The organism is Collinsella tanakaei, from assembly GCF_021531055.1.
In the GTDB taxonomy this organism is placed as follows: domain Bacteria; phylum Actinomycetota; class Coriobacteriia; order Coriobacteriales; family Coriobacteriaceae; genus Collinsella; species Collinsella tanakaei_B.
In genome coordinates this window covers 197,322-219,654 of the sequence record NZ_JADYTL010000005.1, presented here as the reverse complement: position 1 = coordinate 219,654, position 22,333 = coordinate 197,322, and the positions used below count along the sequence as shown (strand labels likewise).

Annotated in this window: 20 protein-coding genes; 7 read left to right on the top strand and 13 right to left on the bottom strand. The window is 63.3% G+C overall.

The features are described from left to right. The first annotated feature begins 292 nt into the window (after nucleotides 1-292). The 3 genes from I6E04_RS06590 to I6E04_RS06580 all read left to right on the top strand — a co-directional run bounded on the left by I6E04_RS06590 (nucleotide 293) and on the right by I6E04_RS06580 (nucleotide 3,505). Nucleotides 293-1,165, top strand: coding sequence for a LysR family transcriptional regulator (locus I6E04_RS06590; protein WP_235422390.1), 873 nt, complete (start codon nucleotides 293-295; stop codon nucleotides 1,163-1,165). Between the two features lie 27 nt (nucleotides 1,166-1,192). Continuing rightward, nucleotides 1,193-2,236 (top strand): [citrate (pro-3S)-lyase] ligase, encoded by a 1,044-nt coding sequence (gene citC / locus I6E04_RS06585; protein WP_235422389.1) that lies wholly within the window; start codon nucleotides 1,193-1,195, stop codon nucleotides 2,234-2,236. A gap of 201 nt (nucleotides 2,237-2,437) precedes the next feature. Further along, nucleotides 2,438-3,505 (top strand): AbrB family transcriptional regulator, encoded by a 1,068-nt coding sequence (locus I6E04_RS06580; RefSeq protein ID WP_235422406.1) that lies wholly within the window; start codon nucleotides 2,438-2,440, stop codon nucleotides 3,503-3,505. A 213-nt stretch (nucleotides 3,506-3,718) separates the two neighbouring features. Here I6E04_RS06580 and I6E04_RS06575 read toward each other — a convergent pair whose 3' ends face one another. The 12 genes from I6E04_RS06575 to I6E04_RS06520 all read right to left on the bottom strand — a co-directional run bounded on the left by I6E04_RS06575 (nucleotide 3,719) and on the right by I6E04_RS06520 (nucleotide 16,094). Beyond that, entirely contained in the window at nucleotides 3,719-4,426 is a 708-nt protein-coding gene (locus tag I6E04_RS06575; protein ID WP_235422388.1) for a cytidylate kinase-like family protein, read from the bottom strand. A 76-nt stretch (nucleotides 4,427-4,502) separates the two neighbouring features. Continuing rightward, on the bottom strand, nucleotides 4,503-5,150 hold the full coding sequence (locus I6E04_RS06570) for an amino acid ABC transporter permease (protein WP_235422387.1): 648 nt from the start codon (nucleotides 5,148-5,150) through the stop codon (nucleotides 4,503-4,505). 3 nt (nucleotides 5,151-5,153) lie between these two features. Beyond that, nucleotides 5,154-5,900 (bottom strand): amino acid ABC transporter permease, encoded by a 747-nt coding sequence (locus I6E04_RS06565; protein WP_235422386.1) that lies wholly within the window; start codon nucleotides 5,898-5,900, stop codon nucleotides 5,154-5,156. Nucleotides 5,901-6,014: 114 nt separating this feature from the next. Continuing rightward, complete coding sequence (locus I6E04_RS06560) at nucleotides 6,015-6,878, bottom strand: transporter substrate-binding domain-containing protein (protein ID WP_235422385.1); 864 nt, start codon at nucleotides 6,876-6,878, stop codon at nucleotides 6,015-6,017. Between the two features lie 132 nt (nucleotides 6,879-7,010). After that, a complete protein-coding gene (locus tag I6E04_RS06555) occupies nucleotides 7,011-7,742 on the bottom strand; it encodes an amino acid ABC transporter ATP-binding protein (protein WP_328225540.1) in 732 nt (243 codons plus the stop codon). A 339-nt stretch (nucleotides 7,743-8,081) separates the two neighbouring features. Then, on the bottom strand, nucleotides 8,082-8,525 hold the full coding sequence (locus I6E04_RS06550) for a GatB/YqeY domain-containing protein (protein ID WP_235422384.1): 444 nt from the start codon (nucleotides 8,523-8,525) through the stop codon (nucleotides 8,082-8,084). 83 nt (nucleotides 8,526-8,608) lie between these two features. After that, the gene (locus I6E04_RS06545; protein ID WP_235422383.1) at nucleotides 8,609-9,811 is read right to left on the bottom strand and encodes a peptidylprolyl isomerase; all 1,203 of its coding nucleotides are present in this window, start codon (nucleotides 9,809-9,811) and stop codon (nucleotides 8,609-8,611) included. Between the two features lie 44 nt (nucleotides 9,812-9,855). Next, on the bottom strand, nucleotides 9,856-10,926 hold the full coding sequence (gene prfA, locus I6E04_RS06540) for a peptide chain release factor 1 (RefSeq protein ID WP_235422382.1): 1,071 nt from the start codon (nucleotides 10,924-10,926) through the stop codon (nucleotides 9,856-9,858). Between the two features lie 950 nt (nucleotides 10,927-11,876). Further along, on the bottom strand, nucleotides 11,877-12,641 hold the full coding sequence (locus I6E04_RS06535) for an amino acid ABC transporter ATP-binding protein (protein ID WP_289615278.1): 765 nt from the start codon (nucleotides 12,639-12,641) through the stop codon (nucleotides 11,877-11,879). 3 nt (nucleotides 12,642-12,644) lie between these two features. Further along, on the bottom strand, nucleotides 12,645-13,823 hold the full coding sequence (locus I6E04_RS06530; protein ID WP_235422381.1) for an amino acid ABC transporter permease: 1,179 nt from the start codon (nucleotides 13,821-13,823) through the stop codon (nucleotides 12,645-12,647). Between the two features lie 152 nt (nucleotides 13,824-13,975). Continuing rightward, entirely contained in the window at nucleotides 13,976-14,911 is a 936-nt protein-coding gene (locus I6E04_RS06525) for a transporter substrate-binding domain-containing protein (protein WP_235422380.1), read from the bottom strand. 286 nt (nucleotides 14,912-15,197) lie between these two features. After that, the gene (locus I6E04_RS06520; RefSeq protein WP_235422379.1) at nucleotides 15,198-16,094 is read right to left on the bottom strand and encodes an aldose 1-epimerase family protein; all 897 of its coding nucleotides are present in this window, start codon (nucleotides 16,092-16,094) and stop codon (nucleotides 15,198-15,200) included. Nucleotides 16,095-16,240: 146 nt separating this feature from the next. Between I6E04_RS06520 and I6E04_RS06515 the strand changes: the two genes are divergently transcribed. After that, entirely contained in the window at nucleotides 16,241-17,317 is a 1,077-nt protein-coding gene (locus tag I6E04_RS06515; protein ID WP_235422378.1) for a DUF1385 domain-containing protein, read from the top strand. Nucleotides 17,318-17,713: 396 nt separating this feature from the next. On the opposite strand, the gene I6E04_RS06510 is transcribed toward I6E04_RS06515, so the two are convergent. Next, nucleotides 17,714-19,354, bottom strand: a complete 1,641-nt coding sequence (locus tag I6E04_RS06510; RefSeq protein WP_235422377.1) for a zinc ribbon domain-containing protein — start codon at nucleotides 19,352-19,354, stop codon at nucleotides 17,714-17,716. 227 nt (nucleotides 19,355-19,581) lie between these two features. Here I6E04_RS06510 and I6E04_RS06505 point away from each other — a divergent pair, with 227 nt between their 5' ends. From I6E04_RS06505 to I6E04_RS06495, 3 genes are all read left to right on the top strand, one after another. After that, nucleotides 19,582-20,031: a low molecular weight protein-tyrosine-phosphatase gene (locus tag I6E04_RS06505; RefSeq protein ID WP_235422376.1), complete on the top strand. Its 450-nt coding sequence runs from the start codon at nucleotides 19,582-19,584 to the stop codon at nucleotides 20,029-20,031. Nucleotides 20,032-20,348: 317 nt separating this feature from the next. Then, nucleotides 20,349-20,999: a hypothetical protein gene (locus I6E04_RS06500; RefSeq protein ID WP_235422375.1), complete on the top strand. Its 651-nt coding sequence runs from the start codon at nucleotides 20,349-20,351 to the stop codon at nucleotides 20,997-20,999. A 93-nt stretch (nucleotides 21,000-21,092) separates the two neighbouring features. Next, nucleotides 21,093-21,983, top strand: a complete 891-nt coding sequence (locus I6E04_RS06495; protein WP_235422374.1) for a YARHG domain-containing protein — start codon at nucleotides 21,093-21,095, stop codon at nucleotides 21,981-21,983. The last annotated feature ends 350 nt before the right edge of the window (nucleotides 21,984-22,333 follow it).

Below are 22,333 nucleotides of genomic sequence, written 5' to 3'. Positions count from 1 at the left end.
GAGCCTTTATTGCAAGAAGCGACATTCATTCTAGCTATCGTTATCCATTCCTTCCGGTAATCGCCAAACAGTCGCATCGCCGTCACGTCTGCGCCGCCGCCCCTCCCCGCACCCTTGTTCTTTCGCTGTTCTTCCTGCTATTTGGCTTAATTTAAGCCCGCTTTGCGCCCAAGGGCGCATAAGCTCTTCACACCGGCCCGTTACTATCACGTATGAACGACCGGAATGTTTTATCCCTCCTAGCTCAAGAACATCTCAGAAACACATACGCGTTGGACGTTGGAGGTTCGCTGTGGACGAAAAGGATTTCGCCCTCCTGCACATGCTCAAGGAGTGCGGTAACATCACCCATGCCGCCGACCGTCTCTACCTGACCCAGTCCGCCCTTTCCAAGCGCATCAAGGCCATCGAGCGCGAGCTTGGCTGCGAGATCATCATCCGCACGCGGAAGGGCGTCCGCTTTACCCCCGAAGGTGAACTCGTCCTCGGTCGCACCGCGCAGGTACGTCATGAACTCGACCTTTTGCGCCGAGAACTCGGAGCAACGCAGGGCGAGGTCTGCGGCACGCTGCGTGCGGGCTTTTCGACCAACTACGCATTCGTCCACCTCGCCGACGTCATCGCCGAGTACCACGAGCGCTATCCGCTCGTCCACCTGGACATCTCCATCGGCAAGAGCAGCGACCTGCACGGGCGCCTACAGAGCGGCGCGCTCGATCTGGCCGTTCTGCGCGGCGAGCTGCCTTGGGACGGCATGCAGTACCTGCTGGCGCAGGAGCGCCTGTGCGCGGTATGCACCCACGAGCTCGAGCAGGTCCCCCTCTCGGAGCTCACCTACATCAACCACACCACCGATTTGGCTCAGACCGCGCTCATGACGCGCTGGCTGCACGAGAACAACCTCGCCAACGACACGAACCGCATCAACGTCACCGACCTTATGACCTGCCAGGAGCTCGTCAAGCGCGGTATCGGCTGGGCCTTGCTCCCCGAGATCGTGCTCGATGACTTCGACGGCTGCATCCGTCCCTGCACCTTCGCCAACGGCGAGCCGTTCATTCGCCGCATGTATATCGACTGCCAAAAGGAGTCGGAGCGCCTGCCGCAGGTCCAAGCCCTCATCGAGATCATCAAGGCGCAGTACGGCCACACCGACAACGCGTAAGCTATCCGATCGCACACGGAGGAACCCATGCTCGACTTCACCGTCTCCAAGGTCTGGCCCACCGATCGCTACACCATGTCGCAGGTGGATGCGCTGCTCGAGAAAGAGGGCATCCAGCGCGATGGGAACCTCGACTACACCTGTGCGATCCAAGATGACGACATGAACGTGATCGCCACGGGCAGCTGCTTTGGCAACACGCTACGCTGCCTTGCCGTCGACAGCCGCTACCAGGGCGAAGGGCTCATGAACAAGCTCATCACGCACCTGATCGACGTGCAGTACGAGCGCGGCAACGTCCACCTGTTCGTGTACACGAAGGTCGATTCCGCCAAGTTCTTCTGCGATCTGGGCTTTAAGGAGATCGCGCGCGTCGACGGGACGCTCGTGTTTTTGGAGAACCGCGCCGATGGTTTTTCGGGCTACCTGCGCCGTCTTGCCGCGACCCGTCGCCCGGGAACCGCGGGTGCCGTGGTCATGAACGCCAACCCCTTCACGCTGGGCCATCGCCATCTGATCGAGGTCGCTGCGGCGGCGGTCGACACGCTGCACCTGTTCGTGGTGAGCGAGGATGCGAGCCTCGTGCCCTTCGCCGTACGTAAGCGCCTGATCTGCGAGGGCGTTGCCGATCTGGATAACGTCGTGGTACACGAATCCGGCCCCTACATCATCTCGTCGGCGACGTTCCCGAGCTACTTCCTGAAGGACGACGTCGCGGTGAACGAGGGTCATGCACGGCTCGACATCGCCGTGTTCGGACGGATCGCCGCCGAGCTGGACGTCACCCGCCGTTTCGTGGGCGAGGAGCCCACGAGTCAGGTGACCGGCGTGTACAACCGCGTCATGTGCGAGGAGCTTCCGCGTATCGGCGTGGAGGTCGTCATCGTGCCCCGCATCGAGCGCGACGGCGCGCCGATCAGCGCCTCGACCGTACGCCGTGCGCTGCAGGAGGGAGATATGGAGACGGTCCGCGCGCTCGTTCCCTCCACCACCTACGACTACTTCACCAGTGACGAGGCGGCGCCCGTGCTTGCACGCATCCGCAAGGCCGGCAACGTCATCCACTACTAGCGCGCAATTCGGCCGAATGCTTTGCGCGTCCTCTTTTTTGATGGGTTGTATGCAAAGGCATCTGACGGCATTTCACGCGATTGTACTCACTGTGTATTTTTTTCTTCCACCGCTTCGGACTCAGTCCCTTGCCGCCCATACTATAGTTGATATATCAAGTATTCATACGCACAACGAGGTTCGCGAGGTCCCGTGGAACTGATGCATATTCTGGTGACGCTGGTCGTCGCCATTATCGGATTTATCGTCGCACGCCGTATCGGCATCCCTGTTCCCGCCATGATCGGCTCGATGCTGGCGGTCGGCATCGTCAGCGCCTTCACGGGGTTCGCCGAGATGCCCGCCCCCATCAAGGCCATCTCACAGGGCATCTCCGGCGCCTTCATCGGCCTGTCCATCTCCAAGCGCGATGTCCGCAACGTTCCCCACATGATCAAGCCGTTGATCCTGCTCATCACATTGCTCACCGTGAACACCATCACGCTCGGCATCGTCTTCCACGTGGTCTTCGGCTGGGACCTCATGACCGGTTTGCTGTCATGCGTCGCCGGCGGTATCGCCGACGTCTCGCTGATCGCGATGGACCTTGACGCCGATGCGAGCACCGTTGCCATCATGCAGACCCTGCGCTTGGCCACCGTGCTCGCGTTTTTGCCCAGCTGGGTCGGTTTCATGACGCGCAATATCGACGATGAGGAGAGCTCCGGTCCCTCGCTCGACATGACGCAGACGGCCAACCCCACGTTCCTCGACCGCTTTATCGACACCCAGCAGCGCAAGACCGTCTTCACCCTCGTTATCGCCCTGATCTGCGGCGCCGTGGGCTACGCGAGCGGCATCCCCGCCGGCTCGCTCGTCTGCTCGCTCGTCGTCGTATCTGCGCTCAACATCTTCACGGACGCCTGCGCCATGCCCATGACGATCAAGCGCGTCGCCCAGGTGCTGGCGGGCAGCTTGGTCGGCTCATCCGTGACGCCCGAGACCATCTCGCATCTCAACACGATCATCGGCCCGGTCATCCTCATGATGGCGATGTACATGGTCGTGAACTACACGTTCTCGGTCATCGCCACCAAAACCGGTATGCTCGACATGAAAAGCGCGCTGTTCGCCTCCTCGCCCGGCGGCGCGAGCGATATGGCGCTCATCGCCGGCGATCTGGGTGCCGATCTGGCCAAGATCGCCGTGCTGCAGATCTTCCGCGTGATCTATGCCTCGGCCCTCATGCCGCAGGTCGCCATCCTCGTCGTGAACCTCATGTCCGCGTGACATGTGCGTGAAACGGGGCTCGGTGCGTAATTTCACCCCAGGGGTTTTGTTACACCGGGCAGCCCAAGGGCTGCCCGGTGTAACAAAACCCCTGGGGTGAAATTACGCACCGAGCCGATTCCATACGCGATCCCGTCCCATGCAAAGGCCCGTCTGTGGTGCGCATATCCACCGCAGGCGGGCCCTTCTCACGCCAAAAACGTAGATTGCACTTTACATCCTACCGAGCTCGCGCATCTTGACCTCGTAGGCCTTCGAGATGATCTCGCAGCAGCCCTCGACGCCGAATAGCGCGCGGTTCACCATAAGGTCCTTGTGCAGGCGCAGCTTGGTCTTACCGGCCGAGTAGCGCTTGTAGAACAGCTCGCGGTTGCGCTGCATCTTCTTAATCAGCTTGAGCGCCTTCTGCTCGGACACGCCACGGCGTGCACGAACGATCTCGATGCGCTCGGCGAGCGGTGCCGTCACGAACACATTGATGAGATTCGGATTGTCGCGCAGGATGTAATCGGACAGACGGCCGATGATGATGCACGACTCGTTCGTGCCCACGTCCAAGATCACCTGGCGCAGGCTCTCGAACAGCTTATCCGCCATGGTGCGGGCGTCGAAGCGATCCGGCAGAAACGCCATCATCTCGGCGGCGACCGCCTCGTCGTAGGGCGCGACCTTCTCGACCACCGTGTCGGAGCGACGGGCGGCGCGGATCAGCAGCTCGTTGTCGTACAGGGGAATCCCCAGACGCTCCTGCAGCGCGATGCCGATCTCGTGCGCGTCCGTACCGTATTCGCGCGCGATGGTGATGACCACCGGATACTCCGGATCGCCCTCCTCGGTGGGGGCGCCGAGTGCGTCGTTGGCGTACATATCCTGAGCGAGGAGCTTGGAGACGTCCGCCTTCTTGTCGTTCTTCTTAGGCATGGGTGCCATCCAATCCGCCGAGCGCGCAACCGTTCCGACAACGGTCCCGCAACCCGGCAACAATCCCCCGACGCGGTTACGCAGACACCAGACGACGCTGGTAGAAGCGCACGATCAGCGAGATGCCGAAGTTCAAGATGAAGTATAGCGCGAACACGAAGCCGTACAGCAACAGCACCTGCGAGAGGTCGCTCGTGTAACCCATGACGACCTTCGCGCTGAACATGAACTCCATCACGTTGATGCCGGCCAGGTACGACGAGTCCTTGATGACCGTGGTGCACTGGCTGAACAGCGCGGGGATGATCGTGCGGAACGTCTGCGGCAGGATGATCAGGCGCATCGATGAGAAAAAGCCGAAGCCCTGCGACTTGGCCGCCTCGAACTGGCTTTTGGGGATGGAGTTCAGGCCGCCGCGAATGATCTCGGCCATGACGGCGGACGTGAAGATCGTGAACGCCAGCACCGAGATGAAGACGTCGTCGCCCTTGACCGTGAAGTAGATGAACAGGATCCACAGCAGATTGGGCGTGCAGCGGAACAGCTCGATATAGGCGCTCACCAACCACTTGAAGATGCTGAGCTTGCCGGTGCAGAACTGCTTGACGAGCGCCAGCACCGTGCCCAGGATCACCGAGCAGATGATGGCGAGCACCGAGATCTCGATGGTCTTCAGAAAGCCCATCATGATGAACGAGACGTTTGCCGGGGTGAAAATTTCCATGCTCTACGCCTCCTTCGCGGGCTCGGGGGTGATACCGGGAATGTTCTTGGCGCGCGGACGACGCTTGGAGCGGCGCTCGAGCCACTGGACCAGCAGCGCCAGCGGGAAGCAGATGATAAAGTACAGCACGCAGGCCATGATGTAGCCCTGCAGGTAGCCGTAGGTGGACACGAAGTTGTCCGCGTTGTACATAAGGTCGCCGCCGGCGATGAGCGCGAGCACCGAGGTGTTCTTGACGAGGTTCAGCGCCTGGTTGCACAGCGGAGGCAGGATGACCTTGAACGTCTGCGGCAGGATGATGTAGGCGTAGGACTGCGTACGCGTGAAGCCCTGCGACAGCGCCGCCTCCATCTGACCGCGCGGCACGCTCTCGATACCGGTGCGGATAACCTCGGAGATGTACGCGGCATGGTACAGACCCACACCGAGCGCGCCGATGGCGAACGCCGAGATACGCACCGGACCGTCGGCCCCCGTGATCATCTGCAGCACGCGGGGACCGGCCATGTAGTAGAAGAACACCTGCACGGGCAGCGGGGTGTTCTGGAAGAACTCCACGTAGATACGGCTGATCAGGCGCAGCACGCGCGAATGCGTCGTGGAGAAGACGCCCAGGATGGTGCCGAGCACCAAACTGAGCAGCAGGCCGGCGACAACCACCTGCAGCGTGAAGCCGAAGCCCTCCCACAGGCTCGGCATCTCGCTCATGGTGATTTCCCAGCGCCTGGGATCGAAGAGGCCTTCGAGCATAGCGCTCCTTCCCTTTTCCAATACGTGCAAATCGCCCGAGCGGAACGTGCCGCCCGGGCGACGGACCGTGCGCGCCGCCCGCTCAAGGCCGACGCGCACGGGATTCGATAACCCTTACAGGAGGTTCCAGGTCTCGGCTTCCTCATCGAGCCAGCCGTTGTCGAGCAGCTCGTTGACGGTCTCGTTGACGACCTCGGACAGGTCGGAACCCTTCTTGGTGGCGATGCCGTAGTTCTGCTCGCCGAACTCGATCTCGGGCTGCAGCAGCTCCTTCTGATCGTTCATGTAGGTGTTCAGCGTGGAGCGGTCCATGGCGAACGCATCGATGTTGCCGCTCTCGAGTGCGGAGTTGATCGACGGGTAATCCGCGTACTCCTTGAACTCGGGCGTGGCGTCGATACCCTCATCCTCGAGCATGGTGAGGATGGCGTCCTTGGTGGTGGAACCCTGGGAGACGCCGATGATCTTGCCGTCGAGGTCGGCCATGGAGGACATGCCGGAGGACTTCATGATCATGATGCCGACGTGGTCGGTGCGATACGGATCGGAGAAGTCCCAGTCCTCGAGGCGCTCATCGGTGATCGTGTAGGTCGCGCACACGATGTCGAGGGTGTCGTTGTCGATGAGCGGGCCGCGCGTCTTGGGCGTCACGGTCGTGAACTCGACGAGCTTCTGCTCCTTGGCCTCGTCGTAGGACACGCCGAGCACCGCGGCGGCGACCTGATAGCATAGGTCGATCTCGAGGCCCTCGTACTCGTTGGTCTCGGTGTTGAGATAGCCGTAGCCGAGCACGTCGGCCTTGACGCCGGCGGCAAGCTTACCGCGATCCTTGATGGTCTGGAGCTTGGAGGTGGCATCGGAGCTGGAGCCGTTGCCGCCATCGGAACCGCCACCGCAGCCGGCAAGCGCGCTCGCGCCCGCGACCGAAGCGACACCGAGACCGCAAATCTGCAGGAACTGACGACGTGACATCTTCATAATCGGTACCCCTTCCTTGGTACTGAGCCCACGGCAAAACGCCGGGGCAAGCTGGTCGGCGTGAGGTTGACGCCGAAGACGGGCGTATGCCCGTCGGGTGGACCGGAAGCGGCCCACCGATGAATCAAGCGCCTAGTGCAGGATCTTGTTGAGGAAGTCCTTGCAGCGCGGATTCTGCGGGTTGGTGAAGAAGTGCTCGGGCGTGCCCTCCTCCAGGATCTGACCGTCGTCCATGAACAGGACGCGGTCTGCCACCTGCTTGGCGAAGTTCATCTCGTGCGTCACGCAGATCATGGTGATGTTGTCCTGCGCGAGCTCGATCATAACGTCGAGCACCTCCTGGATCATCTCGGGGTCGAGCGCCGAGGTGGGCTCGTCGAACAGGATGATCGGCTGCTTGGTGCACATGGCGCGCGCGATGGCGACGCGCTGCTGCTGGCCGCCGGAGAGGTTCTGCGGGTACTCGCCGGCCTTCTGGGCCAGACCGACGCGCTCGAGCGCGGCCATGGCGATCTTGTTGGCCTCCTCCTTGCTCTTCTTCTGGAGCTTGATGGGGGCCAGCGTGAGGTTGCCGAGCACCGTCATGTTGGGATACAGGTTGAACTGCTGGAACACCATGGAGGAGTACTTACGGGCCATCTCCAGGTGGTTCTTCTTGGTCAGCGGCGTGCCGTCGATGATGACGTCGCCGCTCGTGGGCTCCTCGAGATAGTCGACGCAGCGGATGAGCGTGGACTTGCCCGAACCGGACGGACCGATGACGACGACCTTCTCGCCCGCCTTGACGGTCAGGTTGATGTCCTTGAGGACGTGCAGATCGCCGAAGTACTTGTTGAGGTTCTTGATCTCGATCATGTCGGCCATGGACGCGATTCCTCTCCTTTGCGTGCCGGTCACGTGCGGAATATGTCCTCCTCGCGGGGCGAGTGCGTGGCCGGGCGATGTTGTTCGACTCGTGCGCGTATGCAATATGGTTGAATCACATATGGTGCGCGATATAACTCTTTGTATATGTGACAATCGATGCACTGGACGCATTATTCAATAAAAATGCGCATCAGGGCGTCGATTGCGGATACTCCATCCCTGGTGAGAACACATTATACACACCGCTTGGGTGGAGCGTTTGCAGGCACGATTTGGAAACACTCCTGTTACGTACCCGAAAGGCGGCAGAACAGGGCGGCCTGCCCGGTGTGTCCCTTAGGCCAGACGGGCCCCGACTTCGCGCGCGGCGGCGGGCTTGTCGAAGTTTCCGCCGGTCGCGCTGTTCAGCGCACCCATCACGCGACCCATATCCTTCTTGCTCGTCGCACCGAGCTCGGCGATCGTCTGCTCGATCAGCGCCACCAGCGCCTCGCCGCTCACCTGCTCGGGCAGCAGACTCTCCAGGATCTTGACCTGCTCGGTGAGCGTATCGGTGCGCTCCTGGTTGGTGCCGGCCTTGATGGACATCTCGAGCGTCTCGCCCGTCTGCTTGATCAGGCGACGGATCTGCTGGTTCACATCCTGCTCGGTAGCGTCGCGGCGCTCGTTGACCTCGACGTTCTTCACCTCGCCGATCACCTGGCGCAGAATCGACAGGCGCACCTTGTCCTTGGCTTTCATCGCCTTGACCATCTCGTCATGCAGCTGCTCGCTCGTCATGCTTCCTCCTTATCGGGAACGGCGCCGCCACGGCACCCGCCGCGCCGACGCCCGCCCACGTTACCTTGATTCCAAGCTCGCGCCTACTCGGCGGAGCCGGAACCTGCCGTCGCGAGGTTCATGTCCACGTTGTAGGGCACGTCCTCGGGCATGGGATTGATCTCGAGATCCGCCTGCTCCTGGTAGTTCTCCCACCACTCGGTATAGGCGGCACCCTGCTCCTCCGACACGATCGCATCCGAGATCGCATCACGGATCTCCTCGGGGATCTCGTCGGCCTTCGTCAGCTCGCCGTCCACATGGAACAGCTCGGTGCACTTGATGATGTGGTAGCCGTAGCTCGTCTCGACCACGCCGCTCACATCGCCCTCGCCGAGCTGCGACAAAGCGTCCTGGTACTCGGTCACGAAGGTCGTGAGCTTATCCCAGCCCACGTCGCCGCCGTCGGGCGCCGAGGCGGTATCGTCGGAGTACTTTTCGACGGCCTCCTCGAACGTCAGGTCACCGGCGTTGATCTTGGCCAACACGTCCTCGGCGGTCGCCTTCGCCTCGGCCTTCTCGTCGTCGGACGCATCGCTGTCGACCTTGATCAGCAGGTTGGACGAACGGCGCGCATCGTTCAGTGCGCTGGAGTTCTCGTTGAAGTACGCCACGATGTCATCATCGGTCGGCTCGTCGACCGGCGCCACCTCGTCGCGCAGCTTCTCCTGCGCCAAGCTGTTGCCCAGGCTCTCCTTGTAGCTCTCCTCGGTGTAGCCGAACGTCGAGAGCTGCTCGATGAAGGCGTCCTCGCTGTCGTAGGCCGAGACCGCCTCGTCCCACGCCTCCTGGATCTCCTCGTCGGACACCGTGATGTTGTACTCGTTTTGCGCTGCGGTCAGCAGGTACTGCTGCGCGTAGCTGTCGATCACCTGCTCGCGGTAGCTCTCGGGCGTAAGACCGCTGTCGGCGAGGTACTGCGCCCAGTCCTCGTCGCTGTCGTAGCCGTATGCCTCACGCAGGCTCATGATCTGGTTGGTGACGGTGTCCTCGGTGATGTTGACGCCCTTGACCGTCGCCGCGACGCCGCCGGTGAGGTGGTAGCCTTCATCCTGCGTCGCCTCGTTCAAGAAGCCGGAGCACGCCATGGTCGTCACCGACAGCAGCATGGCCAGGCAGCCGAGGGCGACCAGCACGATCTTGACGATCTTGCTGCGCTGCTCCTTGCGGTCGGCCCGCTGCTGGGCCTTGGACTTGGGAGCCTCCGGGGCGGGTTCGCGCTTGATGCGCGGGGTCTTGTTAGCCATCGTGTCCCTTTCGCCTATCGTGGGATGCCGCTTCGAAGCGGCGATCAGTCAACCGCCTGCGCGAGCTTCTCGGCGCGATCCGCGGCGGCGAGCGCCTCGATCACGGTGCTGAGCTGGTCGCCCAGCAGCACGCCGTTGTAGGTGGAGTTGAAGCCGATGCGGTGGTCGGTCACACGGTCCTGCGGCTGGTTGTACGTGCGGATCTTCTCCGAACGATTACCGTGGCCGATCTGCGCGGAGCGCTCGGCGCCCAACTCCGCCTGCTGCTTCTCGAGCTCCATCTCGTACAGGCGGGCGCGCAGCATCTGCATGCAGACCTCGCGGTTCTGGATCTGGGAGCGCTGCTCCTGCGACTGCACCACGGTGTTGGTGGGCAGGTGGGTGATACGCACCGCCGAGTACGTGGTGTTGACGCACTGGCCGCCGGGGCCCGACGCGCAGTACGTGTCGATGCGCAGGTCGGCCTGGTTGATCTGGACGTCGATCTCGTCGGCCTCGGGAAGCACGGCGACCGTGGCCGTCGAGGTCTGGATGCGGCCCTGGCTCTCGGTCTTGGGGACGCGCTGCACGCGGTGCACGCCGGACTCGTACTTCATGACGGAGTAGACCTTGTCGCCGTTGACCTTGAACTCGATGGACTTGAAGCCGCCGGCCTCGCTCGGGCTCGAATCGAGCACCTCGAGCTTCCAGCCCTGGTGGTCGCAGAAACGCTGGTACATCTTGAACAGGTCGCCCGCGAAGATGGCCGCCTCGTCGCCGCCGGCGGCGGAGCGGATCTCGACGATGGTGTTCTTCTCGTCGTTGGGATCGCCCGGGATGAGCATGAACTTGATGTCTTCCTCGAGCTTCGGGAGCTTGGCCTCGTTGGCGGCGATCTCCTCCTGCAGCAGGGCCTTCTCGTCCGGGTCGGTGGTCTCGCGCTGCATCTCCTTGGCGGCGTCGATATCGTCGAGAGCGCCGATGTACTCGCGCGCGGCGGTCACGAGCGGAGTCTGATGCGCATATTCCTTATTGAGACGCGTGTACTCCTTGATATCGGATGCCACCGAAGGGTCGGCGAGCTTCTTCTCGAGCTCCTCGTAGACGATGGTGATTTTCTCTAGTTTGTCGCGCATGATGGTTCCTTTGCGATCGGCGGGCGTGTGTCCGCGCATGGACATGGGGCGGGATTGCGGGTCGCTCGGCCAAGCGAGCGCTATGCGAACCCAGCTAGAACATGTCGAATCTGAGGTACACGCGCGAATCCTTTCTCTCGGGCATCTATCATACCCGGCTGGCGCGCAAGGGCAAGCGGCGGCGGCCTCTGGGCATCATATACCATCTCTACCTGCGCAAAATGTTCACAGCGACAAGATGCCGCCACGTCAGGCGACAAATTGGTGCCAGGTACAAACTTGTCGCCGACAAGAAGGTGCCAGGTACAAACCTGTCGCAAACTTGTCGAGCGATGGCGCCGTCCTTCACGATATGGATTCGACATTCAGATGATACTGAGCGATATAGGGAATCCCGCCCCCGCGGGGCGGATGGACGACGAGATGGCAGCAAGCCCGATTTTGCCAGAAGCGAACCGCCGCCAGTGGTTGCGACATGCATTGGGCAGGCGTGGCCCGCCCTCTTTGGCCCCTTTGTCAGATGACTGGACGCCGGTATGGGCAATTTGTTCAGATATGAAGGTCTGGGAGGCCTGAATCGGGTTTCAGAAAACGATGTCCGTTGTAAGCACTTTCGCTTAACAGCAAGAACGCATCCTCTTATGATGCCCGCTCAAAACCGGCATGCGCGGGCGGACCCGATCGCCCCGAATTCGGGCCTCCCAAACCTTCATATCTGAACAGATTGTCCAGCCGCCCAACGCGCGGCAGCGAAATGACGGGCCGGGTCCCGTCACGGACGGAAAAGCCGGGTCCGGAGCCATCCCGGCAGCCCCGCCATATAGCAAAAAAGCGGCCCGACCCCGATCAGGGGCGGACCGCTTCGAACACAAGCAACCTGCCTGCCAAGGCGACAAGTTTGTACCTGGCCCCAACTTGTCTGTCGCCCCAACTTGTCGCCTCGCCGGCGGTTAGTCTTCGAGGTAACGGGCGAGGAACTCTCGGGTGCGGGCGTGCTTGGGCGCACCGAAGATCTCGGCCGGCGTGCCCTCCTCGGCGATGACGCCCTTGTCCATGAACACCACGCGGTCCGAGACCGTCTTGGCAAAGGACATCTCGTGCGTGACCACGACCATCGTCATGCCGTCGGCCGCAAGACGACGCATGACCTCGAGCACCTCGCCCACGATCTCGGGGTCGAGCGCGGAGGTCGGCTCGTCGAACAGCATAAGATCGGGCTGCATGCACAGGGCACGCGCGATAGCCACGCGCTGCTTTTGGCCTCCGGAGAGGTTGGCTACGTTCGCGCGGGCGAAATCGGCCAGCCCCACGTCGGCCAGACGCTCCATGGCCACGCGCTCGGCCTCGTCCTTCTTCATCTTCTTCAAGGTCACGGGCGCCAGCGTGCAGTTATCCAGCACGTTCATGTTGTTGAACAGGTTGAAACCCTGGAACACCATGCCGATCTTCTCGCGCAAGCGATTGACATCCACGTGGTCGGCGGCCAGATCGGCGCCGTGGAACCACACGTGGCCGGCGTCGGGCGTCTCGAGCAGGTTGATGCAGCGCAGCAGCGTCGACTTGCCGGAACCGGACGCACCGATGATCGTCACGACCTGGCCGGGCATGACGTCGAGGTTGATGTCCCGCAGAACCTCGAGATTGCCGAACGACTTGCGCAGGCCCTCGATGCGAACCATGGGCTCACGCGATCCGGAGGTGTGTACGGTCGCCATGGCCTACTCCTCTCCCAAAATGGTCTGATCCGACGTGCTGCCGAACGGCTCGGGCGTGACGTCGAAGTGGCGCGCGAAGCGCCCGAGCAGCCACGAGGCCACAAGCGTCAGCATGAGGTACACCACGGCGACGATCATGTTGGACTGCAGGTTCTGATAGTAGATGCCGGCGACCGTCGTGCTCGCGAACATGAGGTCGAACGTACCGATGACCGACAGCACCGACGAATCCTTGATGTTGATGATGAGCTCGTTGGACAGGCCGGGGATCGCGAACTTGATGCCCTGCGGGAACACGACCTTGCTCATGGCCTGCCACTGCGACAGACCCAGCGAGCGCGCCGCCTCGGCCTGGCCGCGGTCGACCGACTCGATACCGCCGCGCAGGACCTCCATCATGTAGGCGGTCGAGTTGAGCGAGATGGTAACCAGACCGCCCCAAAACGGGTTCCACACCGCGTTGATCTCGGTGGTGGACATGCCCGTCGTGCGAATGAGCGCGAAGATGCCCGAGTAGATGATGAACGCCTGCACCATCATCGGCGTGCCGCGCACCACGGTGCTGTAGGCCTTGGCAAAACCGCAGCCCACGACCTTGAGGAAGCGCACGAAGTCGTTGTCCGCCGGATCGACGGTCTGGATGCGGCAGAACACGAGCAGCAGCGCCAAAACGAAGCCGATGATCGTGCCGAACACGGCGAGCTCGATGGTGGTGGCAAGGCCGGCGGCAAACGTCCCGCGGCCGTTCCAGAGGATATAGAGGATGCTTTGCAGCTCGTCGTCGAGCGGGCGGGTCTCGGCGGCAACAGCTACCTGCCAATCCGACGCGACGCCGAGCACGAGACGGTCCACGATGAGCACGAGTGTCATGGCCCACACGACGTAGGACGCGTAGCGCAGCGAGCGGGCGACGGCCGGCTTGGCGAACGGCGCGCTCGCGGCGTAGGTCTTCCAGTGCGTGAGCTTGAACACGAGCGCGACGGCGCTCACGACGAGCCACGCCGCGAGCAGGTAGTACATCACGAGCTCGACCGTGAAGGCGCTGGCCAGAAAGCTCAGCGTCGGACGCGGCTGGCTGGACAGCAGCATGCCGATGCCGGCCACCGCGCTCGTGCCGAGCAGCACGTAGCGGTGGTCGTCGAGGATGAACGAGGCCAGGCGGCCACGCTCTTTGGTACCCATGGTTGCTCCTTTGGTCCTGAGATGGGTAAGGCGCGCACCCGCCGCGTGGCCTAGGTGCGCGCCCCGAACATCAATGGTGGGCGGAATCGTATGGACGTGCGGACCACGTCACCCGCGGCTGCGGCAGGCGCGGCGATCGCCCCTTCTTCGCGTTAGGCGGGCTGGCGATCCATGCACTCGTTCCACATGGCCTGGCGATCGTCCTGCGAGATGCCGGCGATGATCTCGTTGATCTGTTCGAGCATGGCGTCGTTGCCCTTGGCGATGGCCGCGTTGTCGGGCATGACGGAGCCCTCGAACTTGTCGGTCATCTCGAGCTGGACGAAGTCGGGATAGGTCTCGAGCAGCTTGGGCACCGACAGCATGGAGTAGGTGATGATGTCGCAGGTGCCGCTGGAGAGGTTCTCGACCACGAGCGGCACGGTCTCGGCCGGCGTCATGTGGTTGATGTCGGGGATCTGCTCGATGACGTCGTCGAACATCGTGGCGGCCTGGCCCAGGACGGACGCGCCCGCAAGGTCGGCGAACGTGGTGGCGTCGGCGTAGGCGGAGCCCTTCTTGGTGATCATGACGATGTCGTCGTCGATGTAGGAATCGGTGAAGTCCGCGGACTCCTGGCGCTCCGGCGACACGGACATGCCGGCGCAGACGATGTCGATCTGGCCGTTGTTGAGCGAGTCGATGAGCGCGGAGAAGTCGAGTTTGACGGCGACGGCCTCCATGCCCAGCCCGTCGGCGATGATCTTGGCGACCTGCACGTCGTAGCCGTCGGCATAGGCGCCGTCGACGTTGTCGATGGGAATGGTGTAGTCGGAGGCCTCGGAAACCTGCCAGTTGTAGGGAGCGTAGGCGGCCTCCATGCCGACGCGCAGGGTGACGCCGTCGCCCAGCGTGGCCTCGGCGGTGTCGGAGGCGTCGTCGGCGGCATCGGTGTCGTCGGTGCCGGAATCCTGGGCGGCGGGGCCGCAGCCGGCGAGGAACATCATGCCTCCCGCGCTAAAGGCCGAAAGGCCGGAGAGCTTGAGGAAATCGCGACGGGTCAGGCGGCTCGACTCGAGCTGCGCATCCGCAGAGAGGTTCTTGGTCATGATGGTTCCTTCCGGTATGTTGTGTAAACCCCTTCCGTACGACGCAACCGGAGGGGACCCATTCCCCTCCCCCTTGCAACCGAATGCGAGAAAGTTACGCGTACAAGTTGCCAGCATACCGCGCGCGTATACGGATTGCGAGTTCAAACACACCGGAAACACGCACGTAACCGAATATCCGCCGCGAGCGGGACAGGGCGGGGCGCGATGGCCCGCCCTGTCGAGCGAATGTCACGATTTTCCCCTGGCCCCGTTTGGGACACTCCGGCCCCCTTCGGGGCATCTGCTACAGCAGGGTGATGGTGAAGGAGCGCTCGTCGGTGGCGCCGGGGGCGAGCAGCGTGATGTTCTCCTTGTGCTCGAGCACGTCGTCCTCGTTCGTGTAGGTCGCATGCCCGGTCCAGGGCTCGAGCGCCACGAACGGCGCGCCCGGCGCGGACCACACGCCCAGGAAGTCGAAACCCGGGAAGTCCACGCGGACGCCATGACCGCTGCGCGTGCCCACGAGCGACACGGCGTTGCCCGGCACGTGATCCCAGATCATCGTGTCGTAGTCGAACAGCGAGCGCGACAGCGGCAGCACGTCGGAATCCTCGACCGTCGGGAAGGTATCGGTCGGATCGGCAAGGCCGCCCGCCACGATCTTGGGGCACGCGGCGGTCCAGGCCTGCGCGAAGCGGAACTCGTAATCCTCGAACGTCTCGCCCGCCTCGGCGCCGCCCGGTGCCGGGATGTTGAACGCGGGATGGCCGCCCACCGAAAACGGCAGGTCGACTCTGCCGGTATTGGTGACGGAAAACGTCTGCGTGAGCGACGCCGGCCCGGTGAGCGCATAGGTCATATTGAGCGTGAAGTCGTACGGGTATGCCGCGTGCGTCGTCTCCGAGCTGGAAAACTCGTAGGTGACCGCCGAGCCGTCCTCACTCACACCGACCAGCTCGTGTTCCGCGATGCGCGCCAGACCATGGCGCTCCATGCGACACGGGCCCGCCGCCGATTCCGCCGCGTTGTCGCGCAGGTTGCCCACGATGGGAAAGAGCACCGGCGCATGTTTGCCCCAATACGCCGGATCGGCTTGCCAAAGGTACTCGCGTCCGTCCAAGTTAAGACTGGTGAGCTGGGCACCCATGCTATCGATCGACGCGCGCAGCTCGCCGCGCGAGATGGTGGTGATAGTGGACATAGCGGCCTCCTCGCCTCCGGCATCCGTACGCGCTATAACTATACGACGCACGGCTGCGCATTTACGGTAAGCTTGTGCGAATCGCACGTATTCGAACCTGAACGCGTCGGCGACACGCCCTGGCGATCGCCGCGAAAGGAATCCGCATGGCACATCGCGACGGCGACGGCATCGCCGAAGAGGGAGAGCTGTTCTGCACGCACATCGGCGGATCGGCCACGCTCGAGGGAGTCATGATGCGCGGCAAGCTCAACTGGGCGGTCGCCGTACGCTGCGAGGATGGCAGCATGTACGTGGAGGAGCACGACCTGCCCGACCGCAGCGCGCGCCCCGCGTGGACGCGCTGGCCTATCGTGCGCGGCTGCATCTCGTTCGGCGAGTCGATGGTGCTCGCCTATCGCGCGATGGACATCGCCGCGGCGCATGCGTTCGAGGACGAGGACGGCGCGACGGCCGATACGGGCAGCGTTGCTCCCGAAAGCGCGGACGGCCAGCCCGACGGCGCGCTCGGCGACGATAGCGCGCCTGGCGCCCCGGCCGCCTCGAGCAGCGAATCCCAGGGCATGGGCGGCGGCATGATCCTCGCCGTCATCTTCGGACTCGTGCTCGGCGTCGCGCTGTTCATGGGGCTGCCGCTCGTGCTCACCAACCTGATCGTCGGCGAACTTACCGCGGATAACTCCCTGCTCTGGAACGTAGTCGAGGCGTGCTTGCGCATCGTCGTGCTCGTCGCCTACATCGGCGGCGTGGGCTTCATGCCCGACATGGCGCGTCTGTACGGATACCATGGTGCCGAACATCAGAGCATCCACTGCTTCGAGCACGGTCTGCCGCTCACGCCCGAGAACGCCTCACGGTTCTCGCGCCTGCACGTACGCTGCGGCACGGCGTTTTTGGTCATGACAGTCGGCGTGGCGCTGATCCTGCACGCCGTGGTCCCGGTCGGCAGCTGGGCCGAGGCCCTTGGGCTGACCGGCGTCGTGCGTTCGCTGTTCGTCTTCGCATCGCGGCTGGTCATGCTGCCCATCGTGGCCGGACTTTCCTACGAGGTCACCGTCACCTGGGCCGGCAAACATCCCGAAAACCCGCTAGTCAAAATCGCACTATGGCCCGGCCTGCAGATGCAGCGCCTCACCACGCGTCGCGCCGACGAGGGCATGCTCGAATGCGCCATCGAGGCCCTGAAGCGCGTCGACGCCCGCGAGAAAGCAGCGAGAAGCTAGGCGCTGCCGCCGTTTCCCGTCGCGGCGCTTCAAGAAGAGCGGGGCTGGCGCATGGCCCGCATAGCGTCTTGCTAAAATTGCACTTTTCGGGGGTTTGTCCGTTCTGTCAGTTAGCTTGACGAACATTTTCGCAGCTCAGCAGCTCGCTTTTCCACGTTTCGCTGCTGATGTGCGATTTTCGGTCTTCTAAACCCCCGAAAAGTGCAATTTTAGCAAGACGCACCTCGGACCCGTTACCGGCACCCTTTTCGATGAGACCCGACTGCGCGCAGACCATACGGCGCAAGCCGGGCCGCCTCGTCCAAGACGAGACGGCCCGATCGAAAAAGGAATCTCCATGTGACAGGGGCGATTCCCGCGCGTGCCGCTCCCCGTATCCGCACCTTTCCTGGCCCGCTACAGCGGGGTGATCGTGTTGACGATATTGGCGCGCAGATAGTCGTCGGCCAGCGTGAGCTTCTCACTCCAGTCGTCGTCCTCCATGTCGTCGCGGATCTCCTCGTACGAGACCGCGCCACCGGTCTGCAGGTCGACGATCTCCTCGGCCTCCTCGATGCTGTAATACGTGCTCGGATCCGACGAGGCCATCCAATAATAGTGGCCGATGATATAGCCCCATCGGTTCGCCCACACGCTCGCGTAATGTCCCTGGCCGAGCGCGACGTCGCCCATGCACGAGCTGGCGACGTCGCCCCATGCGTTCGTGGTCCCGCGCTGCACCTGGATCGTGCAGACGTCGAGCCGCGGATACGCTTTGGAGTACACCGTCACGGTGTTGCCCTGGACGTCGACCGTCACGCGGCCATCCCAATATTCGGGCAGGTAGAACTCGTATCCCGCCGCGACGACATGACGTGCCTCGCGGGCGGCCTCCGCGGCCGCGGCTTCGGCGGCAGCGGCCTCCTCAGCTTCCTTCTGCGCCACGGCCTCATCGCGGCGAGCGATCGCAGCCGCCCTCAGCTCGTCGGCATCCGGAGCGTCGTCGTTCTCGTCGGCATCGTCAAGCGCGAGCTTGTAGGCCGCCTCGATCTGCTCGTCGGTCACATCGAGCGCGGTGACCGGCTCGAGCTCGAACGTGCCGTACGAAGAGACATCGATATCCTCGTCCGGGTCGTCGGTGGCGATCGAGAGCTCCATCGTCGTGTCGGGCGCGGTGAAGACGGTTCCGTCCGCGGCGATCGGGGACGCGGCGACGCCCAGCACGTACTCGCCCTGCCGCAACTCGATACCCTCACCGTCCGAATCGACGTACTGGACCTCGTCGATCGTCGTGCCGTCCAGGTCCTCGCCCTCGATGTGCATCGGCAGACGGGAGGAACCCTGCTCGGTGTCCCAGCCGTCGGCCGCAACGGCGACGGTCACATCGTGGAACGCGTGCGCCGCCTCCTCGGCAGCCTGCTGCTCCGCGAGCTCCTGCTGATGCTGATCGTCGAGGTACTTCCACACGCCGAAACCGGCCAACGCGATGACGGCGATAACACCGACGGCGATACCGATCACCTTGCCCTTACCCTTACCCTTGCGAGGCGCATCGTCCGCGCCCGGAACGACGGGCTCGGGCGCGATGGGAGCGGCGACGGTGTCATCGACGGCCGGCACGGCATCGGCGGCCTCGCCCGCATCCGCGCCGGCGCCGGCGTCGGCGATGGCGGCGACGCGCGCCATATCGGGTACGGTCACGTCGAGCCCGCTGGCGGGATCCAGCTCATCGGGAGCATCGTCATCCGACGACGACTCGTCATGGTCCGCGACCGCTTCGGCGGGCGTCTCCTGTTCGAGCGTCGACTGGTCGCACGCCGTGCGGTCGAGCAGCTGCGTCTCGTCGGCATCTGCCGCCGCCGGAACCAACGCGTCCACGCGCGCGCCGCATTCGGTGCAAAACGCCGCGTTCTCGCGAAGCGGGGCTCCGCAAGAGGGGCACGTCGCAGGTTGAGGGGCCTCTTCGGGCTGGGCGCCTTCGGTCGGGATCGCGGCGCCGCATTCGGTGCAAAACGCCGAATCGTCGGGGATCTCCGTATGACACGATGGACAGATCATCGTCGGTCTCCTTTCCGCTTGCGGAACGCCTTCATTGTACGGCAGCCGCACCGCACGAACCCCCGCGAGGCGCGGCACAAGATTCTCGCGTATACCGGGACACGGCAGCCCGTCCGTTCCGCACCCGGTTTTACTCCCTATCGCGCCTCAAACAGCGCGCCCGCGCGAAATGTGGTCAAATAGAACCGCCGAATCCGCGGCGCGCGATCCCAAGGAGGACACCGGCCATGCACCGTATCCTGTTCATATGCCACGGCAACATCTGCCGTTCGACCATGGCCGAGTCCGTCATGACCGAGCTTGTGCGCCGTGCCGGCCGCGAGGATGAGTTCGAGATCGATTCCGCGGCGACGAGTTACGAGGAGATCGGCAACCCGCCGCATTGGGGTACCGAGACCAAGCTGCGCGAGGTGGGCATTCCGCTGGTACCGCACCGCGCACGCATCATCACGCGACCCGAATACGATCGGTGGGACCACATCATCTATATGGATGCCGAGAACCGCCGCGGCCTCAAGCGCATCCTGGGCAGCGACCCCGAGGACAAGGTGAGCCGCCTGCTCGATTGGACCGATCGACCCGGCGATGTCGCCGATCCGTGGTACACCGGCAACTTCGACGCCACCTATCGCGACGTTCTCGCTGGCTGTTCCGCCCTGCTCGAGCAACTTTCCTGACAAAGGGCGACAAAGGGCCACGTCGCCCCGTCGCAATCGGCGCACACCCGACCAAAATCGAAACCACCGTTTATGGTTCGGTTTTGGAATGGTCTTCCCGGTAGCGCCAAAATCAACGGCTCGTCTACCTGCGGTTTCTGTATGACAAAAGCGGTTTGTACTCGGAGGATGCGTGCAAAACCGAACCATAAACGAGATCGCGGTTTCTCGCGCTTGAACCCACCGAAGAAGCTGACCACTTTGTCGAAAGCCGCGACCGGCGCTCGACTACAATGGGGGACGTCGGGAAAACCACCACACAAGAAAGGATGCGACGCATGGGCAAGCGCATCCCCCTTTCCACGTTCATCATCGCCTCGGTGCTGTTCTGCGTCGTCGCCGCAGGCGCGACGTACGGCATCTACACGCAGGTCATAGCCCCCGCGCAGACGCAGCAGACCGCTCAGCGGGACGATGCTGCGACCGAGAAGGATACGGACGGACAGGCCGATGACGAACAGACCGAGTCCGACGACTCCGACGATACGACGGAATCCGGCGCGTCCGAAGACGCCGATCGCACGGCCGCGGCCGACGATACCGCCACGCCTGATTCCCCCGACGCATCGGATACCGCAGACGCCACCGCGCCCACGCAGACCACACGGGAACCGGAGCCCGAGCCCGCGCATGCCTTCAGCTGCGAATACTTCTACATCGACATGCCGGAGGGCAGCGGCACGCTCGAGGTCACCGACGCCGGCCATGAGGAGGACGGGTTCATGACCTACTGGTTCAGCCGCACGTCGGGCAACGGCTCCGAGGGCGGTGCGGCCGTTTATGTGGGCAACGAGCCCCATACCGCTTCGACCACCTACCTCGGTACCACGTCGGAGGGCTACACGATCTCGGCGAGCGAAGCCGGGGCCGGGGTGTTCGCCAATCCCGACTACCCCGATTTCGCCGGCGCCGTGCTCACACCCCTGTAACGCCCACGGGCAATCGCACTCCATGCGCGAGACGCACCGAGCCGCCCGCCCACCGCACACCCTCCGTACCCCACCAAACGATTGGAAACCACCATGGCACGTTTTTGCACCACTTGCGGAGCCCCCGTCGACGACCAAGCCGCGTTCTGCCCGACCTGCGGCGCCAAGCTCATCGATCAATCGCCGGCACCCGACGAGCAAGCCGATGTGACCACCAAGATCGAGCAGCCCGAAGCGACCACGTCGCTGCCCACCGCGACCGCCGATGCGCCGAATCCGCCATCTCCGGCAGATGACGGCACGGCGACGCCCCGCCGCAAAACCGTGCCCCTCTCCGCACTTGTCGCCGTGATAGCCTGCGCCATCGTGATATGCGGCGGCGCCTTCGCGGTCATGACGTTCCACCCGTTCGGGATCGGCGCCCCGGATGTGCAGGCAAGCACCACGGACGACGCCGACTCCGAGAAGGACGCGGACGAAGCGGACACCGAAGACGGCGAAGCCGACGATAAGGACGAAGACGCCGAGGATGGCGACGCCGACGATAAGGACGAGGACGACTCGGTCGAATCCGACGACGCCGACGAGGGCGACACCGAGGAGGAGACCCCCGTCGTCCAGAACACCATCATCGTCCAGTCCGACCCGCGGGAAAGCCGGCCGCAGCAGTCCGCCCCCGCACCGCAGTCGACCTCGGCGCCCAACAACTACTTCGTGTGCCCCGACTCCGACACGCATCTCTATACCGATTCCGAGCTGTACGCCATGAGCCCCGACGACCTCGAGATCGCCCGCAACGAGATCTACGCGCGCTACGGCCGTGGCTTCAACAGCACCTCGCTGCAGGGCTACTTCGATTCGCAGGCCTGGTACACCCGCCTGTACAGCCCCGAGGAGTTCGATGCCATGGAGAGCCCGCTCAACTCGATCGAGCAGGAAAACGTCGTCAACATGCTGCGCGTGGAGACCGACCTGCGCAACTGAGGACAACGCACCGGCAAAATGAACAGGTCGCTCGGCCACAATCGACCTACCCGTTCATGTCGAAGACCGCGATTCGTTTACGGTTCGGTTTTGGAGGAACCTTTCGAGTAGCGCCAAAATCGACGGTCCGACTGCCTGCGGGTCTTGTGCGATGAAAAGCTTTTATACTCAGAGGGTGCGCCCAAAACCGAACCCTAAACGGGTTTTCGGTTTTCGAGAACATGTGCGCACCGAGATTCCAGCACAAACTGGACAAAACGGATACGCAAACACGTCGAGCAAGCCCTCGAGCGGCAGCATCGTTCGGCACGCGAAAATTTCATGTACCTAATTATTCGGTACCTTGACTT

Coding starts and splice junctions, on each gene's coding strand:
- I6E04_RS06520 (WP_235422379.1), bottom strand. CDS start 16,094: ATGTCCACTATCACCACCATCTCGCGCGGCGAGCTGCGCGCGTCGATC.
- I6E04_RS06550 (WP_235422384.1), bottom strand. CDS start 8,525: ATGACGAGCGAGCAGCTGCATGACGAGATGGTCAAGGCGATGAAAGCC.
- I6E04_RS06505 (WP_235422376.1), top strand. CDS start 19,582: ATGCACCGTATCCTGTTCATATGCCACGGCAACATCTGCCGTTCGACC.
- I6E04_RS06500 (WP_235422375.1), top strand. CDS start 20,349: ATGGGCAAGCGCATCCCCCTTTCCACGTTCATCATCGCCTCGGTGCTG.
- I6E04_RS06530 (WP_235422381.1), bottom strand. CDS start 13,823: ATGGGTACCAAAGAGCGTGGCCGCCTGGCCTCGTTCATCCTCGACGAC.
- I6E04_RS06535 (WP_289615278.1), bottom strand. CDS start 12,641: ATGGCGACCGTACACACCTCCGGATCGCGTGAGCCCATGGTTCGCATC.
- I6E04_RS06555 (WP_328225540.1), bottom strand. CDS start 7,742: ATGGCCGACATGATCGAGATCAAGAACCTCAACAAGTACTTCGGCGAT.
- I6E04_RS06560 (WP_235422385.1), bottom strand. CDS start 6,878: ATGAAGATGTCACGTCGTCAGTTCCTGCAGATTTGCGGTCTCGGTGTC.
- I6E04_RS06525 (WP_235422380.1), bottom strand. CDS start 14,911: ATGACCAAGAACCTCTCTGCGGATGCGCAGCTCGAGTCGAGCCGCCTG.
- I6E04_RS06565 (WP_235422386.1), bottom strand. CDS start 5,900: ATGCTCGAAGGCCTCTTCGATCCCAGGCGCTGGGAAATCACCATGAGC.
- I6E04_RS06495 (WP_235422374.1), top strand. CDS start 21,093: ATGGCACGTTTTTGCACCACTTGCGGAGCCCCCGTCGACGACCAAGCC.
- I6E04_RS06515 (WP_235422378.1), top strand. CDS start 16,241: ATGGCACATCGCGACGGCGACGGCATCGCCGAAGAGGGAGAGCTGTTC.
- prfA (WP_235422382.1), bottom strand. CDS start 10,926: ATGCGCGACAAACTAGAGAAAATCACCATCGTCTACGAGGAGCTCGAG.
- I6E04_RS06575 (WP_235422388.1), bottom strand. CDS start 4,426: ATGCCTAAGAAGAACGACAAGAAGGCGGACGTCTCCAAGCTCCTCGCT.
- I6E04_RS06510 (WP_235422377.1), bottom strand. CDS start 19,354: ATGATCTGTCCATCGTGTCATACGGAGATCCCCGACGATTCGGCGTTT.
- citC (WP_235422389.1), top strand. CDS start 1,193: ATGCTCGACTTCACCGTCTCCAAGGTCTGGCCCACCGATCGCTACACC.
- I6E04_RS06570 (WP_235422387.1), bottom strand. CDS start 5,150: ATGGAAATTTTCACCCCGGCAAACGTCTCGTTCATCATGATGGGCTTT.
- I6E04_RS06545 (WP_235422383.1), bottom strand. CDS start 9,811: ATGGCTAACAAGACCCCGCGCATCAAGCGCGAACCCGCCCCGGAGGCT.
- I6E04_RS06580 (WP_235422406.1), top strand. CDS start 2,438: ATGCATATTCTGGTGACGCTGGTCGTCGCCATTATCGGATTTATCGTC.